Source organism: Phytopseudomonas flavescens, from assembly GCF_900100535.1.
Lineage (GTDB): Bacteria > Pseudomonadota > Gammaproteobacteria > Pseudomonadales > Pseudomonadaceae > Aquipseudomonas > Aquipseudomonas flavescens.
In genome coordinates, this window is sequence record NZ_FNDG01000002.1 from 257,124 (window position 1) to 270,807 (window position 13,684).

Annotated in this window: 14 protein-coding genes; 6 read left to right on the forward strand and 8 right to left on the reverse strand. The window is 64.2% G+C overall.

Annotation, left to right across the window (positions count from 1 at the left end; all coding sequences use genetic code 11):
• Positions 1–4 precede the first annotated feature (4 nt).
• Positions 5–163: a hypothetical protein gene (locus BLR94_RS27485; protein ID WP_167359707.1), complete on the reverse strand. Its 159-nt coding sequence runs from the start codon at positions 161–163 to the stop codon at positions 5–7.
• Positions 164–423: 260 nt separating this feature from the next.
• Between BLR94_RS27485 and cysP the strand changes: the two genes are divergently transcribed.
• From cysP to cysW, 3 genes are all read left to right on the forward strand, one after another.
• Positions 424–1,437 (forward strand): thiosulfate ABC transporter substrate-binding protein CysP, encoded by a 1,014-nt coding sequence (gene cysP / locus BLR94_RS03315; RefSeq protein ID WP_084303270.1) that lies wholly within the window; start codon positions 424–426, stop codon positions 1,435–1,437.
• Positions 1,438–1,707: 270 nt separating this feature from the next.
• Positions 1,708–2,556, forward strand: coding sequence for a sulfate ABC transporter permease subunit CysT (cysT, locus tag BLR94_RS03320; RefSeq protein WP_084303269.1), 849 nt, complete (start codon positions 1,708–1,710; stop codon positions 2,554–2,556).
• Complete coding sequence (cysW, locus tag BLR94_RS03325) at positions 2,553–3,383, forward strand: sulfate ABC transporter permease subunit CysW (RefSeq protein ID WP_084303268.1); 831 nt, start codon at positions 2,553–2,555, stop codon at positions 3,381–3,383. The genes cysT and cysW overlap by 4 nt, the downstream gene beginning before the upstream one ends.
• 1 nt (position 3,384) lies before the next feature.
• On the opposite strand, the gene ubiM is transcribed toward cysW, so the two are convergent.
• Together ubiM and BLR94_RS03335 are read right to left on the reverse strand one after the other, a co-directional pair.
• On the reverse strand, positions 3,385–4,560 hold the full coding sequence (ubiM, locus tag BLR94_RS03330; protein ID WP_084303267.1) for a 5-demethoxyubiquinol-8 5-hydroxylase UbiM: 1,176 nt from the start codon (positions 4,558–4,560) through the stop codon (positions 3,385–3,387).
• An 86-nt stretch (positions 4,561–4,646) separates the two neighbouring features.
• A complete protein-coding gene (locus tag BLR94_RS03335) occupies positions 4,647–5,084 on the reverse strand; it encodes a hypothetical protein (RefSeq protein ID WP_084303266.1) in 438 nt (145 codons plus the stop codon).
• A gap of 165 nt (positions 5,085–5,249) precedes the next feature.
• Here BLR94_RS03335 and BLR94_RS03340 point away from each other — a divergent pair, with 165 nt between their 5' ends.
• From BLR94_RS03340 to BLR94_RS03350, 3 genes are all read left to right on the forward strand, one after another.
• Positions 5,250–5,750, forward strand: coding sequence for a CinA family protein (locus BLR94_RS03340; RefSeq protein ID WP_084303265.1), 501 nt, complete (start codon positions 5,250–5,252; stop codon positions 5,748–5,750).
• 49 nt (positions 5,751–5,799) lie between these two features.
• Positions 5,800–6,636: a UTP--glucose-1-phosphate uridylyltransferase GalU gene (galU, locus tag BLR94_RS03345; RefSeq protein WP_042554636.1), complete on the forward strand. Its 837-nt coding sequence runs from the start codon at positions 5,800–5,802 to the stop codon at positions 6,634–6,636.
• Between the two features lie 525 nt (positions 6,637–7,161).
• Positions 7,162–7,698, forward strand: coding sequence for a sterol desaturase family protein (locus tag BLR94_RS03350; RefSeq protein ID WP_084303264.1), 537 nt, complete (start codon positions 7,162–7,164; stop codon positions 7,696–7,698).
• On the opposite strand, the gene crtB is transcribed toward BLR94_RS03350, so the two are convergent.
• From crtB to fni, 5 genes are read right to left on the reverse strand one after another with little or no spacing between them, the layout of a single operon-like run.
• On the reverse strand, positions 7,580–8,584 hold the full coding sequence (gene crtB, locus BLR94_RS03355; protein WP_139207408.1) for a 15-cis-phytoene synthase CrtB: 1,005 nt from the start codon (positions 8,582–8,584) through the stop codon (positions 7,580–7,582). The genes BLR94_RS03350 and crtB overlap by 119 nt on opposite strands.
• A complete protein-coding gene (locus BLR94_RS03360; protein WP_084303263.1) occupies positions 8,581–10,071 on the reverse strand; it encodes a phytoene desaturase in 1,491 nt (496 codons plus the stop codon). The genes crtB and BLR94_RS03360 overlap by 4 nt, the downstream gene beginning before the upstream one ends.
• The gene (gene crtY, locus BLR94_RS03365) at positions 10,068–11,234 is read right to left on the reverse strand and encodes a lycopene beta-cyclase CrtY (protein WP_084303262.1); all 1,167 of its coding nucleotides are present in this window, start codon (positions 11,232–11,234) and stop codon (positions 10,068–10,070) included. The genes BLR94_RS03360 and crtY overlap by 4 nt, the downstream gene beginning before the upstream one ends.
• Positions 11,231–12,502: a glycosyltransferase gene (locus tag BLR94_RS03370; RefSeq protein WP_084303261.1), complete on the reverse strand. Its 1,272-nt coding sequence runs from the start codon at positions 12,500–12,502 to the stop codon at positions 11,231–11,233. The genes crtY and BLR94_RS03370 overlap by 4 nt, the downstream gene beginning before the upstream one ends.
• On the reverse strand, positions 12,499–13,554 hold the full coding sequence (gene fni, locus BLR94_RS03375; RefSeq protein WP_084303260.1) for a type 2 isopentenyl-diphosphate Delta-isomerase: 1,056 nt from the start codon (positions 13,552–13,554) through the stop codon (positions 12,499–12,501). Before fni ends, BLR94_RS03370 begins: the two co-directional genes overlap by 4 nt.
• Positions 13,555–13,684 lie beyond the last annotated feature (130 nt).

Consider the following 13,684-nt stretch of genomic DNA (forward strand, 5'->3'; position numbering starts at 1 on the left):
GCCCTCAGCTCCGGCAGGCCAGATCCCTGTGCATCATCGGCATCTGAGCGTTCGGATGGTTGAAACGACTGGCGTACATGGCCCACATCGCTTCGGCCATGAGCCGCGCCTGACGGCGTTTACGGTAGCTGGCGAAGTCGATCACGGTGGCTGTGTGGGTCATGGGGGAAGCTCTTGCTCTGAGTCGTAAGTCACGACTCTACCCACACTTTTTTAGATCTATAAATAATCAATTTTCATGTGGTAATTCTTTTGGGGAATTTATAAGGGTTGGTTGAAGCCGGCGCAGCACAAAAGGAAGGGCAGCCGGTTTGCTACTGCACAAGAGAATATGCTTATGCTGAATAGATACTTTTAAGGCATAAGGCCATCCAGCAGACTGGCGCCGTCATCCGCGCCCAACCCGTAAGGAAACTCCGCATCATGTTGAAGAAACTCCTGCTGGCGACTGCCGTCACCACCTCGTTGTTCGGTAGCGCCGCTGCGCTGGCTGCGGACAAGCCGATTCTCAATGCGTCCTACGACGTCGCCCGTGAACTGTTCGCCGAGATCAATCCCAAGTTCCAGGCCCACTGGAAGGCCGAGACTGGCAAGGATCTGAAGATCGACCAGTCGTTCGCCGGCACTTCGCGCCAGGCTCAGGACATCATCCAGGGCAAGAAGGTCGACACCGTGACCTTCAACCAGGTCACCGACGTGGACATCCTGGCCAAGCGCGGTCTGCTGCGCAAGGACTGGGCCGAGCAGTTCCCCAACCACAGCTCGCCGTACTACAGCACCACCGCATTTCTGGTGCGCAAGGGCAACCCGAAGCACATCAAGAACTGGGACGACCTGGCCCGTTCCGACGTGAAGCTGGTATTCCCCAACCCGAAAACCTCCGGTAACGCCCGCTACAGCTACCTGGGTGCCTGGCTGTACGCCAACGAGGCGTTCAAGGGCGATGAAGCGAAGACCAAGGCATTCGTCGGCAAGATCCTCCACAACGTCGAGAACTTCCCCACCGGCGGTCGTGGTGCCACCGTGGCCTTCGCCCAGAACGGGCAGGGCGACGTGCTGCTTAGCTTCGAATCGGAAGTGGTGAATATCGCCAAGGGCGAAGAGTTCAACTCCGCGGAGTTCGAGGTGATCGTGCCGCCGGTAAGCGTGCTGGCCGAATTCCCGGTCGCCGTGGTGGACAAGGTGGTCGACGAGAAGGGCACCCGCGAGGTCGCCAAGGCCTACCTGGACTTCCAGTACAGCAAGGATATCCAGAAACTGCTGACCACCTACCACTACCGCGTACAGGACAAGGAGGTGGCTGCCGAGACAGCAGGTCAATTCCAGGATCTGCGCCTGATCGACCCGACCGACGTGCTCGGCAGTTGGGACGAGATCACCGCCAAGCACTTCGACGGCAATGCGATCCTCGATCAGTTGCTGGCCGAGGGCCGGTAATCGACGTGCAACGCCTGCTGGGCGCCGGCCGGCGGCCTTGGAATCTGTTCGCGGTTCATAGATCATGGCGCCCACCCAATCCAATGGGCGTATACGCCACTGTGCGGCATTGCACAGGGAGTTACGGCGAAAGATCATGAACAGGTTCTTGGCAATAGCGGCCAATGGCTGCGGCCCGTGAGTGCCGAACCACCCTGACTATCGAACTGCATCAGCCGTATTTCACAAACCGCCGATTCTCCGGCGGTTTGTGCATTGAAGGATTTACGAGTGAGCAAGACCCCCGTTTTCTTTCTGCAGAATCCGTTGCTGCCGGGCTTCGGCCTGAGCTTCGGTTTCAGCGTCTTCTACCTGTCGCTGGTTATCCTGTTCCCGCTGTCCGCCTTGTTGCTCTACGTCAGCGACATGAGCTGGGCGCAGTACTGGCAGGCGATCAGCGATCCGCGCGTAGTACAGAGCTACAAGGTCACCCTCAGTGGTGCCTTCTATTCCACCGTCATCGTGTTGTTGATCGGCCTGCTGATCGCCTGGATCATCACCCGTTACGAGTTTCCCGGCCGGCGCCTGGTGGACGCCCTGGTGGATCTGCCGTTCGCCTTGCCTACGTCGGTCGCCGGGCTGACCCTGGCGACCCTGCTGGTGCCCGGTGGCTGGCTCGGTCAGTATTTCGCCGCAGCCGGCATCAAGATCGCCTATGCCTACCCCGGCCTGCTGATCGCCATGGTGTTCACCAGCCTGCCGTTCGTGGTGCGTACCGTGCAACCCGTGCTGCAGAGCCTGGGGACGGAATACGAGGAGGCGGCCAGTACCCTGGGCGCCAACAAGTGGCAGAGCTTTGCCTACGTGGTGCTGCCGAGCCTGGCGCCGGCCCTGATCACCGGTGCGTCCCAGGCGTTCGTGCGCAGCCTGGGCGAGTTCGGCGCGGTGATCATGATCGCCGGCAACATCCCCTTCAAGACCGAAGTCTCGTCGCTGATGATCTTCGTGCGCCTGCAGGAATTCAATTACCCGGCAGCGGCGGCGATCGCGTCGGTCATCCTCCTGGCTTCGCTGTTCCTGCTCTTCGCTTTGCAGGTGGTGCAGGGACGTCTGTTCAAATGGCAGCGGCAAAGCCGATGAAAAAGCCTCAGTACTGGCATCAATGGTTACTCATCATTCTCGGCCTCGGCGCTGTGGCGCTGATGCTGCTGGTTCCCCTTGCGCTGATTTTCACCAGGGCGCTCAGTGGCGGTTGGAGCGTGCTGGTCGACAACCTCTCCCAGGACTACATGCAGCACGCCATCGGCCTGACCCTGCTGGTCGCCGCGCTTACCGTGCCGCTGAACCTGTGCTTCGGCATCCTGCTGGCCTGGTGCGTGACCCATTACGACTTCCGTGGCCGCAAGCTGCTGACCACCCTGGTGGACATTCCCTATGCCGTGTCGCCGGTGGTCGCAGGTCTCTGCTACCTGGTGGTCTACGGACTGGAAGGTGCCCTGGGCCAATGGTTCTACGATAACGACATGCAGTTGATGTTCGCCTGGCCCGGTATCGTCATGGTCACGGTGTTCGTCACCGCGCCTTACGTGGCGCGCATCCTGATTCCGGTCATGCAGTCCCAGGGCAATGACGAGGAAACCTCGGCGCTGTGTCTGGGTGCCAATGGCTGGCAGATCTTCCGCCATATCACGCTGCCCAACATCAAATGGGCGCTGCTCTACGGCGTGGTGGTCACCAATGCGCGGGCAGTGGGCGAGTTCGGTGCGGTGTCGGTGGTCTCCGGCACCATCCTCAACCAGACCCTGACCTTGCCGCTGCTGGTGGATCAGCTGAACAACGACTACAAGCCGGTGGCGGCCTTCACCGCAGCGGCCCTGCTGGCCTGCATGGCGTTGTTCACACTGTTGCTCAAGACCTACATGGAGTGGCGTCAGCGGCTCAACCTGCAGCGCGCCGCCGACAGCTGAGTCAGCCAGAGACCTGGGTCAGGTGGCGGGCCAGCGCCGCCTTGAACGGCGGCAGGTTCTGCGCCAGGCGCAGGCCGGCATTGCGCAGCAGGCGCGTGGGCATTCGATCATCGGTATACAGCCGCACCAGCGCACTGGTGGCCTGGTACAACGGCCAGCTGGCGCGCTGCTGAGCACCGGCGTAACCCTGCAAGACGCCGGGTTCGCCGATGTCGCGGCCGTGGTGCCGGGCAGCGAGCAGCGCATCCGCCAGCCGCTTCTGGCTCTGCAGGCCGAAGTTGAAACCATGGGCCGTTACCGGGTGCATGCCCACCGCCGCGTCACCGATCAATGCACTGCGCAGCCCGGCGAAGCGCTGTGCGTAGACGCCGACCAGTGGATAGGTATGGCGTTCGCCCAGCAGCTCCATACGCCCCAGGCGGTGCTCGAAACGTCGCTCCATGTCGCGTGCGAAGGCGCCGGGCTCCAGCTTCATCACCCCGTTCATGTCTTCCGGCGACAAGGTCAGCACCGCCGAAGCACGGTTACCGTTGAGGGGCAGCAGGGCGAGGGTCTGCCCGTAGCCGAACCACTCCCAGGCCACCTGCTCATGACAGTGCTCATGGGCCATGCGGCAGACCAGCATGGTCTTGCCGAAGTCTTCCATGCGCGCGCCGATTCCCAGGCGCCGCCGCGTGTCCGAAAAACGGCTGTCGGCCGCCACCAGCAGGCGCCCATCCAGACACTGGCCATCGCTCAGGCGCAGCGCTACGCCTTGCCTGGCGCAGTGCAGGTCGGCGATGCAGCAGCCGCTCAGCAATCGGACGTCGGGGCAGTCGCTCGCCGCAGCGAACGCTGCGCGGCGGATCGCCTGGTTGGGTAGCAGGCAGCCCAGTCGCTCCTGGCCGACGGCCGCTGCGGCGATGCGCAACGCGTACGGGGAAGGGCCATTGAGAACCTGGGCATCGCGCAACGGGGCGATTTCATCGGGCGGTATGTGCTGCCAGATGCCAAGGGCCTGCAGCGTCTGCTGGGAGGCATGGGTGAGGGCGATTTCGCGGCCATCTGCTGCAGGATTCGCCAGGTCGTGGAGCGACTGACGTTCGATCAGTACGATGGACAGCCCGTGGCCGGACAGAGAGCGCGCCAGGCAGAGGCCCGCCGGCCCGGCTCCGACAATGACGACATCCGCTTGCATGAAGGCTCCCCGCAGTTTCTGACAGGTGCCCATTATAGGTCAGCAGCGTCTGCAAGGCATTGCTCGGGATCAGGCAAACGCCGCGCTCACCAGAAACCGATGGGGTGGCGTTCGTTGAGGTAGTCGAGCGGCAGGGCGAAACCCTTGCGGAAGAAATTGGCCAGACGGGTGTCGATGACCTTTTCGTTGACAGATGCGAGTAGCGACTCCTGGCGGTGGATGTCGCCGCTGTCGGCGTAGTATTCCTCGTGCAGCATGCGTTGCGCGGTGACATTGGCGACCAGGCTGTAACTGCTGACCAAGCCTTGCTCGGGCCGGCTGACGGCGAGAATCAGGCGCGGTTTGTCGTTCTCCAGCACCAGATCCACCACCACGTCGAGGTCGTGGTGGCGTGCGTAGCTGGCCGCTTCTTCGAACAGCGGGCGTGCCTTGTCGCTCAATGCCTGGATGAACGCGCCACGTATGGATACGTCGCTGACGTCATGCAGCTCATGGGTATCTTGCAGCTTGCGCAGAGTATTCACTTCATTGCCCCTTTGCCGTCGGCCTGCTGTCTAGCGTGGGAAAGACGGGGAGGGCATAGAGTTCACGCTGCGCGATAAATGGTCGCTGCTAATTGTCCGGAACTTGTGTGCCCCCTGTACTGCCATAGACACACGGAAACGATTGGCTCGGAGAATTTCGCCAGCATGCAAAACATCGAGCAGGCGGTGCACTTCCTGGAAAAGTACAACCTGGTGCTGAGCACTGCCGAGTCGGCCACTGCCGGGCTGCTGGCCGCCACGGTCGCGGCGGTGCCAGGCTGTGACGGCGTGCTGGAAAGCGCCTTCGTCGCCTATTCCAAGCGCGCCATGCAGGCCAGCCTCGGGGTGAAAGCGGAAACCATCGAGATCTTCGGCATGAACAGCGAAGAGGTCGCTCGCGAAATGGCCCTCGGCGTCCTGGAGGTCAGCAGTGCCGACATCATCCTGGCGATCACCGGCGCACCGACCGCCGACGACCGGAGCGGCCAGCAGGTGATCGACGGTGCCATGTGCTTCGCCTGCGCCACGCGCCTGGCCGAGCACCAGGGGGTGACCAGCGAGACCGTCACATTCCCCGGAGACAACAACGAAAGACGCGCGGCGGCCGCGCGCCACGCCTTGCTGCAACTGCCTTATTACTACGAACGGCTGCGTCAGACGTCCTGATGCCAGCGCTTCGCCGACTCGTGCACTATCGACCACTCAAGGAAAACCCATGATCAAGAAATGCCTGTTCCCAGCTGCCGGTTATGGCACCCGCTTTCTGCCGGCGACCAAGGCCATGCCCAAGGAAATGCTGCCCGTGGTCAACACCCCGCTGATCCAGTACGGCGTGGAGGAGGCCCTGAATGCCGGCCTGACCGAGATCGCCATGGTCACCGGGCGTGGCAAGCGTTCTCTGGAAGACCATTTCGACATCAGCTATGAGCTGGAGCACCAGATCCGCGACACCGAGAAGGAAAAATACCTGGTCGGCATCCGTCGCCTGATCGACAACTGCACCTTCTCCTACACCCGTCAGGTGGAAATGAAGGGCCTGGGGCACGCGATCCTCAGCGGCCGTCCGCTGATCGGTGACGAGCCGTTCGCCGTGGTACTGGCCGATGACCTGTGCCTGAACATCGAAGGCGACGGCGTGCTGACCCAGATGGTCAAACTGTACAACCAGTTCCGCTGCTCGATCGTCGCGGTGCAGGAAGTGCCGATGGAAGAGATCCACAAGTACGGCGTGATCGCCGGCGAAATGATCCGCGATGACATCTTCCGGGTCAGCCACATGGTCGAGAAGCCGAAAGCCGAAGACGCGCCTTCGAACCTGGCGATCATCGGTCGCTATATCCTCACGCCGGATATCTTCGACCTGATCAAGGACACCCAGCCTGGCAAGGGCGGTGAAATCCAGATCACCGATGCGTTGATGAAGCAGGCGCAGGAAGGTTGCGTGCTGGCATACAAATTCAAGGGCCGTCGTTTCGACTGCGGCGGTGCCGAGGGCTATATCGAAGCGACCAACTTCTGCTTCGAGAACCTCTACCGCGAAGGCCGCGGCTGATACGCCGAGCGGTATGAAAGACCGGGTGGCAAACCCGGTTTTTTTATGCCTGCAGGGGCTCGGCGTTGACGAATGGCTGAGGGCAAGGCGAAACGGCCTTGTCCAGGGGGGCGTTTCAACGAGAGCCGCGTTGCCGTGAAAAATCCGGCGGCCCTACCGGCAGGGCCGGGCCCGTTTAGCCGTGATGCGCTTCCCGCCGGCTCATCTAGCCTGCTGGACGGCGCGGCCGTGCGTGAAACGTCAACAGACCCTGGCCCCGCCAAGTGTTCGAAACTGGTCAGGGTGAAGGGGCAATCGGCTGCACTGCGGAATCTTTATCCTTGAGCTTTCTGTGCCAATTCGTTGCGGCGCGGTAGGATGGGTGCCATGTTGCCGACATGGCGCGCCGCTGCGCGGCTAGATGGATCGCATGGCGCTGCCGGGTGTCGATAGCAGAGGCCCCAATCACCGCCGCCTGAAGGATTACCGCGTGCCGCTCAATCGCTCTAAGCCTGGCTGCAGCCGCTCGCAAGGATCAGCCGCACGATGATCATCAACGCCCTGGTTTTTCTCGTCACGCTGACCGCGATGGAAGGTGTGGCCTATTTCGCCCACAAATACGTGATGCACGGCTGGGGGTGGGGTTGGCATCGTTCCCATCACGAGCCGCGCGAAGGCTGGTTCGAGAAGAACGATCTGTACGCGGCGGTATTCGCCGGGCTGGCCATCGTGCTGATCGCCCTCGGTACTCAAGGCATGCACCCGCTGGAGTGGATCGGTGCGGGCATGACCGCCTACGGGCTGTTGTACTTCGTGGTCCATGACGGCCTGGTTCATCATCGCTGGCCCTTTCGCTTCGTACCGCGCAGCGGCTACCTCAAGCGCCTGTACCAGGCGCACCTGATGCACCACGCGGTGGATGGCAAGGAGCGCTGCGTGTCCTTCGGCTTTCTCTACGCGCCCCCTACGGCGCGTCTGAAGGCTCAGTTGCGGGCGATGCATCACGGGCCGCTGCGCAAGACGGATGCGGACGTCGCCACAGGTTCCCGGGGCGAGCCGGCCAGCGCGCGAAACGACTCGTAACCGCCCGCCACAAACCGCTCAGCACGGCGCCGATCTTCTCCGCCCTGGAGGTGGAGATGCGCGCGTCCCAGGCGTGATCGCCAGCGTCCAGTACCTTCATGCCGATCTGCCGATAGACCGCCGCCGCCGTTGCCACCGCCCAGGCCGAGCGCCAGGGCAGGGCGCCGAGACCGGCCTGGGCGCTGGCGTAATAAGGCTCGGCCAGCTCCACCAGGCGCTGGCCGAGCGCCGCGACGGCGGGGCGATGCTGGATGGCGGCGACCTGATCGCGCGGCACCCCCAGTTCCTCCAGCCACTGTTCAGGCAGGTAGCAGCGGCCCACGGCGGCGTCATCAACGATATCCCGGGCGATATTGGTCAGCTGGAATGCCAGGCCGAGGTCGCAGGCGCGATCCAGGGTCGCTTCATCTCGGGCGCCCATCACCCGCGCCATCATCAGACCCACCACCCCGGCCACGTGGTAGCAGTACTGCAGGGTGTCGTCGAGGCTCCGATAGCGGCGCTCCAGCACATCCATTTCGAAACCTGCCAGGTGCTCCTGGGCATGCTGCTCGGCAATGCCGTGGGCGCGCACCACCTGGCGAAAGGCGGCGAAGGCGGGGTCGTCCAGTTGTGTGCCGGCATACACCGCGCGGGTCTGGGCCTTGAGATGCGCGAGGCGCTGCTCGGCTTCCTGGCGGCTGATGGGCACCGCATCGTGGCCGGCTTCCTGACCGTCGATCACATCGTCGCAGTGGCGGCACCAGGCGTAGAGCATCACCGCGCTGCGTCGGGTCGGCTCGTCGAACAGCTTCGAGGCTGCCGCGAAGCTCTTCGAGCCCACCGCGATGCTCTGCTTGGCGTGCTCGATCAGCACCTGATCGTCCGTGGCCACGGCGTTCTTCATGACTGAAGATCCTCGATCATCAGGCTTGCAGTGGCCTTGGCCGAGCCGATCACGCCGGGAACACCGGCGCCAGGGTGGGTCCCTGCGCCGACCAGGTAGACGTTGTCCAGTTGCGCATCGCGATTATGTGGGCGGAACCAGGCGCTCTGCTGCAGCACCGGCTCCAGGGAGAACGCCGAACCCTGATAGGCATACAGCTCATCGCGGAAATCATTGGGCGTGAAGATCCGGCAGGTCACCAGGTCCTCGCGCAGCCCCGGGATATAGTGCGCCTCTAGGTAGTCGAGGATGCGATCGCGGTAGCGCGGGCCCTCGACCTCCCAGTCGATGGGCGCATTGCCCAGGTGCGGTACCGGCGACAGCACGTAATGACTGGAGCAACCTTCAGGCGCCAGGCTGGGATCGGTCACGCAGGGCGCGTGCAGGTACAGGGAGAAATCCTCGGCCAGGGTCTGGCCGGAGAAGATGTCCTCGATCAGCTCGCGGTAGCGCGGCCCGAAGCACACCGTATGGTGCTGCAGCTGCGGCTGTGGGCGCTTGAGACCGAAGTGGATCACGAACAGCGAATTGCTGAAGCGTTTGCCTTTCAGGCGACGGCCTTCCTGGCGGCCCCGGGGGTGGTCGGCCAACAGCTTGGCGTAGGTATGCACCACGTCGGCATTGGAAGCCACGCTGTCAGCGGTGAAGTGGCGACCGTCCTGCAGGCGCACCGCAGTGGCACGGTTGCCATCGGTGTCGATGGCGGCTACGTCGGCATTCAGTTCCAGGGTGCCGCCAAGGTCTTCGAACAGCCTGACCATGCCCTGCACCAGCGCGCCGGTGCCACCCTTGGGAAACCACACGCCCCATTCGCGCTCCAGGGCATGGATCAGGGTGTAGATCGACGAGGTGGCGAAGGGGTTGCCGCCCACCAGCAGGGAATGGAACGAGAAGGCCTGGCGCAGTTTGTCGTGTTCGACGAATGTCGAGACCATCGAGTAAACGCTGCGCCAGGCCTGCAGCCGCGCCAGTTGCGGGCCGACTTGCAGCATGTCGCGAAACGACAGGAAGGGCACCGCGCCGAGCTTCAGGTAACCCTCCTTGAACACCGCACGGGAGTAGGCCAGGAAACGCTGGTAACCCTCCACGTCGGCAGGGTTGAGGGCCTGGATCTGACGATCCAGCTCGGCCTGGTCATTGGCGTAGTCGAACTGCGTGCCGTCCTCCCAGCACAGGCGGTAGAAGGGTTTGACCGGGAGCAACTCGACGTAGTCGGCAATGTTTCTGCCACTGAGCGCGAACAGCTCCTCGATGGCGCTCGGGTCGGTGATCACCGTTGGGCCGGCGTCGAAGGTGAAGCCCTGGTCGCGATAGACGTAGGCGCGGCCGCCCGGCTGGTCGCGTTTTTCCAGCAGTGTGGTGTGGATGCCTGCGCTCTGCAGGCGAATGGCCAGGGCCAGCCCGCCAAAACCGGCGCCGATGACGATGGCTGTTTTCGCTTGGTTCATGAACGAGTCTCGAAATGCCGCGGGGAATGGCGCACGGCCGCCCGCATGGCTTGATCAACGGGCACCGGCGGCTTGCCGACAAGAATTCGTGCACGGTCGTACCAGGGGTTGCTGCCGGCGTAGAAACGCTCGATCAGCCCTGCCGGCAGTCCGTAGAAGCGCTGCATCACCTGCCAGCGATCCTGGGGGCGCCCGGCCAGGAACAGCATGCGGTTGAGCAGGCGGTAGAAACCCTGATTGCGCCATTCGCCTCGCGCATGGGCGCGCAGGTCGTGGGCCAGGGTGGCGGCGTCACGCAACTGATAGTTGCTCAGCCACTCGGCCAAGCGGACGGCGTGGGGCAGGGAATAGCCGGTGGTGCAATGGAACAGCCCGGCGCGCAGCCCGGACAGCGGCTGGCCTGCCGCCTCGTTCCAGAAAGCGTCGAAGTCGCCGGCCAGGGTGATCGGCAGGATGCCCTGTTCCTCGCGCAGGCACTCGGCGATCTGCCAGCCATGCTGGCGGGCGTAGGCCGCGATGTGTTCGCGCAACTGCTCGGTGGAGGCACGGTGATTGTCGACGTAATGGGTGTCTTCGATCAGCAGCGTGTCCGCCGAGAACGGCAGTACGTAGACGAAACGATAGCCATCGCCCTGGGGCACCCGCGCATCCATGATGATCGGTGCCGTCAGTCCGTGGGGCCGTGCGAGGCGCAGCAACTGGCCGACGAAGGCCTGCTGGCCGAGTACCAGATTGTTGCTGGGTCGGGCGCCGCGACCATCGATCACCGCCCGGGCGTCGAGCCGCTCGCCGTTTTCCAGCGTCACCTGGGTAGGGCTGATCTCGGCGATGGTACTACCCAGGCGCAGGGACGAACCCAGCGCCGGGGTTATGACCTCGGCGAAACGCTCACCGGTGATGCTCGCGTAGCCACTGTGCATGGCCCGTGACAGATAGGGGAAGTGCACCTGATAGCTCGGCCAGCGTTTCACCACCAGCGGCTCCAGCCAGCGGTGCTGAGCCTCGCTCAGGTCGCCATCGTGGAACGACCAGGTGTGGTTGCCGCCCAGGCGCGGCTGCTCGTCGATGCACAGCACCTTGAGATCCGGTCGCTGCTGGCGCAGGCGCCAGGCGATCAGACCATTGGCGAGGCCGCCACCCGCCAGAATCAGGTCGTGGCTCATAGGTCGTCAGCCCGTGTGGACGTCGATTGCAACAGCGCCGCCTCGACGATATCCGCGGCTCGGGGAGCACCGCCGGCCTGCTGCAGTTCGGCGCTCAAGGGGTCGAAACCCGGCAAGGGCTGCGCGAGCAAGGCACGTAGCGCCCCTTCGATGCGTGAGGCGCTGGCGCGGCGGCTCAACTGGCTGCCGACACCGCGATAGGCCACCCGTGCGGCCACCCCCTGCTGGTCGAAGGCGATCGGCATCACCAGCATCGGCGTGCGCGCGGCGATCGCATCCATCACGGTATTCAGGCCGCCGTGGGTGATCACCGCGTCAGCCTGCTCAAGCGCCCATTGCTGTGGCGCGAAATCGGTGACCCAGGTGGCGCCGCGCTCGATCAGCCGACGTTCCTGAGCGGCATCGAGCTTGCCGCAGTGGGCGATCAGCAACTGGCCGTCGAGGCGGCGGCAGGCCTTGGCGATCCGTTCGAACAGGCCGATACGGTCGCCCTGCAGAGTGCCGAGGCTGGCAAAGAAGAAGGGTTTCTGCCTGTCGATTGGCCATTCGCCCTGCTGCGTGTTCGCCGGGCTGCGCAGCGGGCCGACCGCGTGAAAGTGCATCGGCAACTGACTGCGCGGAAAATCGAAACCGGGAAGGGTCTGGCTGATCTGCGCCAGCGGCGACAGGCATTCGTGCAGCGCGGTACGTGGCGCGATGCCCAGGCGCAGGGCAGCATCGGCGATTACCTTGCCAAGCGGCTTCATCAGCCAGTCGTAAACCTGGCTGCTGCCACGGTACATGTGCTGGCTGCGCTCGTCGCTGGCATAGGCGAACGGCATCACCGGCAGCGGCAGCCCCGGCTCGCGATTGACCGGCAGCGCGCAGGCGACGGAAATGAACGGCAGCCCCAGGCTTTCACCGACCAGCCCGCCAGCGGGCTCCATCTGGTCGCAGAGCACGGCCTCGATGCCGTTGTCGGCGAACACCCCCGGTAGCTCGTTGCAGAGCATGGCCGTGGTACCCGCCATCTGCTTGATGATTCGCCGCAGGCCCCAGGGCGTGTCCGGGCGCGCCGCCTGGCGCAGGGTGTGCTCCAGGCTGCCCGGTGGATGGCTGCCGGCGCCCACCGAACGGAAGCCGATACGCGGGTCGCTGAGCCAGTGGGCGGCGTCCGATTGGTGGAAGAAGGTCACCCGGTGGCCGCGCTCGATGAGGACCACGGCGAGCGCCTGGAGCGCCTGGAAATGGCTGTAGTAGGGCGGCGCAACGACGGCGAAATGGCTCATGCTCGATCCGTTTGCAGCGAGCCGGCCGGGAGCAGCCGGGCATTGCGCAGCGCCGCCAGGTCGGCGGAGCCGGTGCAGAAACACGCCGTACGCAATTGCCGGATGACGATCTGGAAGTGTTCGATCACCGCCTCGGTCGACACCGTGGCATCGGCCAGCACGCCTGCGGCCTGGCCGACGATATCGGCGCCCAGGCGAATCGCCTTGGCGGCATCCACGCCGTCTTGCACACCGCCGGAGGCGATCAGCGTCACCGCCGGCAGCGCATCGCGTATCGACTGCACCGCTGTCGCGCTGGGGATGCCCCAGCCGGCGAAGGCCATGGCCACGGCGCGATCGGCCGGGTGCGCCGCGCGCTCGCCTTCCACCGCCGCCCAACTGGTGCCGCCGGCACCCGCCACATCGATGACCTGCACACCGGCCTCGAGCAGCGAACGGGCCACCGGTACCGATAGCCCGGCACCCACCTCCTTGACGATCACCGGCACCGGCAGGCTGGCTGTCACGCGGGCGATTTGCGCCAGCACGCCGCGCCAGTCTCGGTCGCCTTCGGGCTGTACGGCTTCCTGCAACGGGTTGAGGTGAATGATCAGGCCGTTGGCTTCCAGCGTGTCGACCGCACGGCGCGCCAGGTCCAGGCCTTGCGGTTCCAGCAACTGCGCCGCACCGATGTTGGACAGCAGCGGTATGCCTGGCGCCAGGCGCCGCAGCTCGCGGGTCAGGCCCTGGTGGTTGCCGCTCTGCAGGCTGACGCGCTGGGAGCCGACTCCCATGGCGATGCCCAGCTCCTGGGCGGCTTCGGCGAGGTGGCGGTTGATGGCTTCGGAACGCGCGGCCCCGCCGGTCATGGAGCTGATCAGCAAAGGTGCCTGCAGGGCGATGCCGAGCAGCGAGCTGCGCAGGTCGATCTGCCGATGATCGAGCTCCGGCAAGGCGCAATGCTCGAACTGCACGGCCGACCAGCCCGGGCTGACACGTGCAGCCGCCCTGTATCGATCCAGAACGATATCCAGATGATCATCCTTACGCCGACTCAGGTCGCTATTATTCATGCAGGCTCCATTGCGCAGGAATCATTTCGGGGTGCAGACGGTCTGTCCAGAACGGTGTGGTCGAATGACTTGTCGACACCCGCCCGGCTTGAATTGGCCACATTATCAGGCAACTGTACGCATTGGGTGT

Coding starts and splice junctions, on each gene's coding strand:
- BLR94_RS27485 (WP_167359707.1), bottom strand. CDS start 163: ATGACCCACACAGCCACCGTGATCGACTTCGCCAGCTACCGTAAACGC.
- galU (WP_042554636.1), top strand. CDS start 5,800: ATGATCAAGAAATGCCTGTTCCCAGCTGCCGGTTATGGCACCCGCTTT.
- crtY (WP_084303262.1), bottom strand. CDS start 11,234: ATGAGCCACGACCTGATTCTGGCGGGTGGCGGCCTCGCCAATGGTCTG.
- ubiM (WP_084303267.1), bottom strand. CDS start 4,560: ATGCAAGCGGATGTCGTCATTGTCGGAGCCGGGCCGGCGGGCCTCTGC.
- cysP (WP_084303270.1), top strand. CDS start 424: ATGTTGAAGAAACTCCTGCTGGCGACTGCCGTCACCACCTCGTTGTTC.
- BLR94_RS03340 (WP_084303265.1), top strand. CDS start 5,250: ATGCAAAACATCGAGCAGGCGGTGCACTTCCTGGAAAAGTACAACCTG.
- BLR94_RS03360 (WP_084303263.1), bottom strand. CDS start 10,071: ATGAACCAAGCGAAAACAGCCATCGTCATCGGCGCCGGTTTTGGCGGG.
- fni (WP_084303260.1), bottom strand. CDS start 13,554: ATGAATAATAGCGACCTGAGTCGGCGTAAGGATGATCATCTGGATATC.
- cysW (WP_084303268.1), top strand. CDS start 2,553: ATGAAAAAGCCTCAGTACTGGCATCAATGGTTACTCATCATTCTCGGC.
- crtB (WP_139207408.1), bottom strand. CDS start 8,584: ATGAAGAACGCCGTGGCCACGGACGATCAGGTGCTGATCGAGCACGCC.
- BLR94_RS03370 (WP_084303261.1), bottom strand. CDS start 12,502: ATGAGCCATTTCGCCGTCGTTGCGCCGCCCTACTACAGCCATTTCCAG.
- BLR94_RS03350 (WP_084303264.1), top strand. CDS start 7,162: ATGATCATCAACGCCCTGGTTTTTCTCGTCACGCTGACCGCGATGGAA.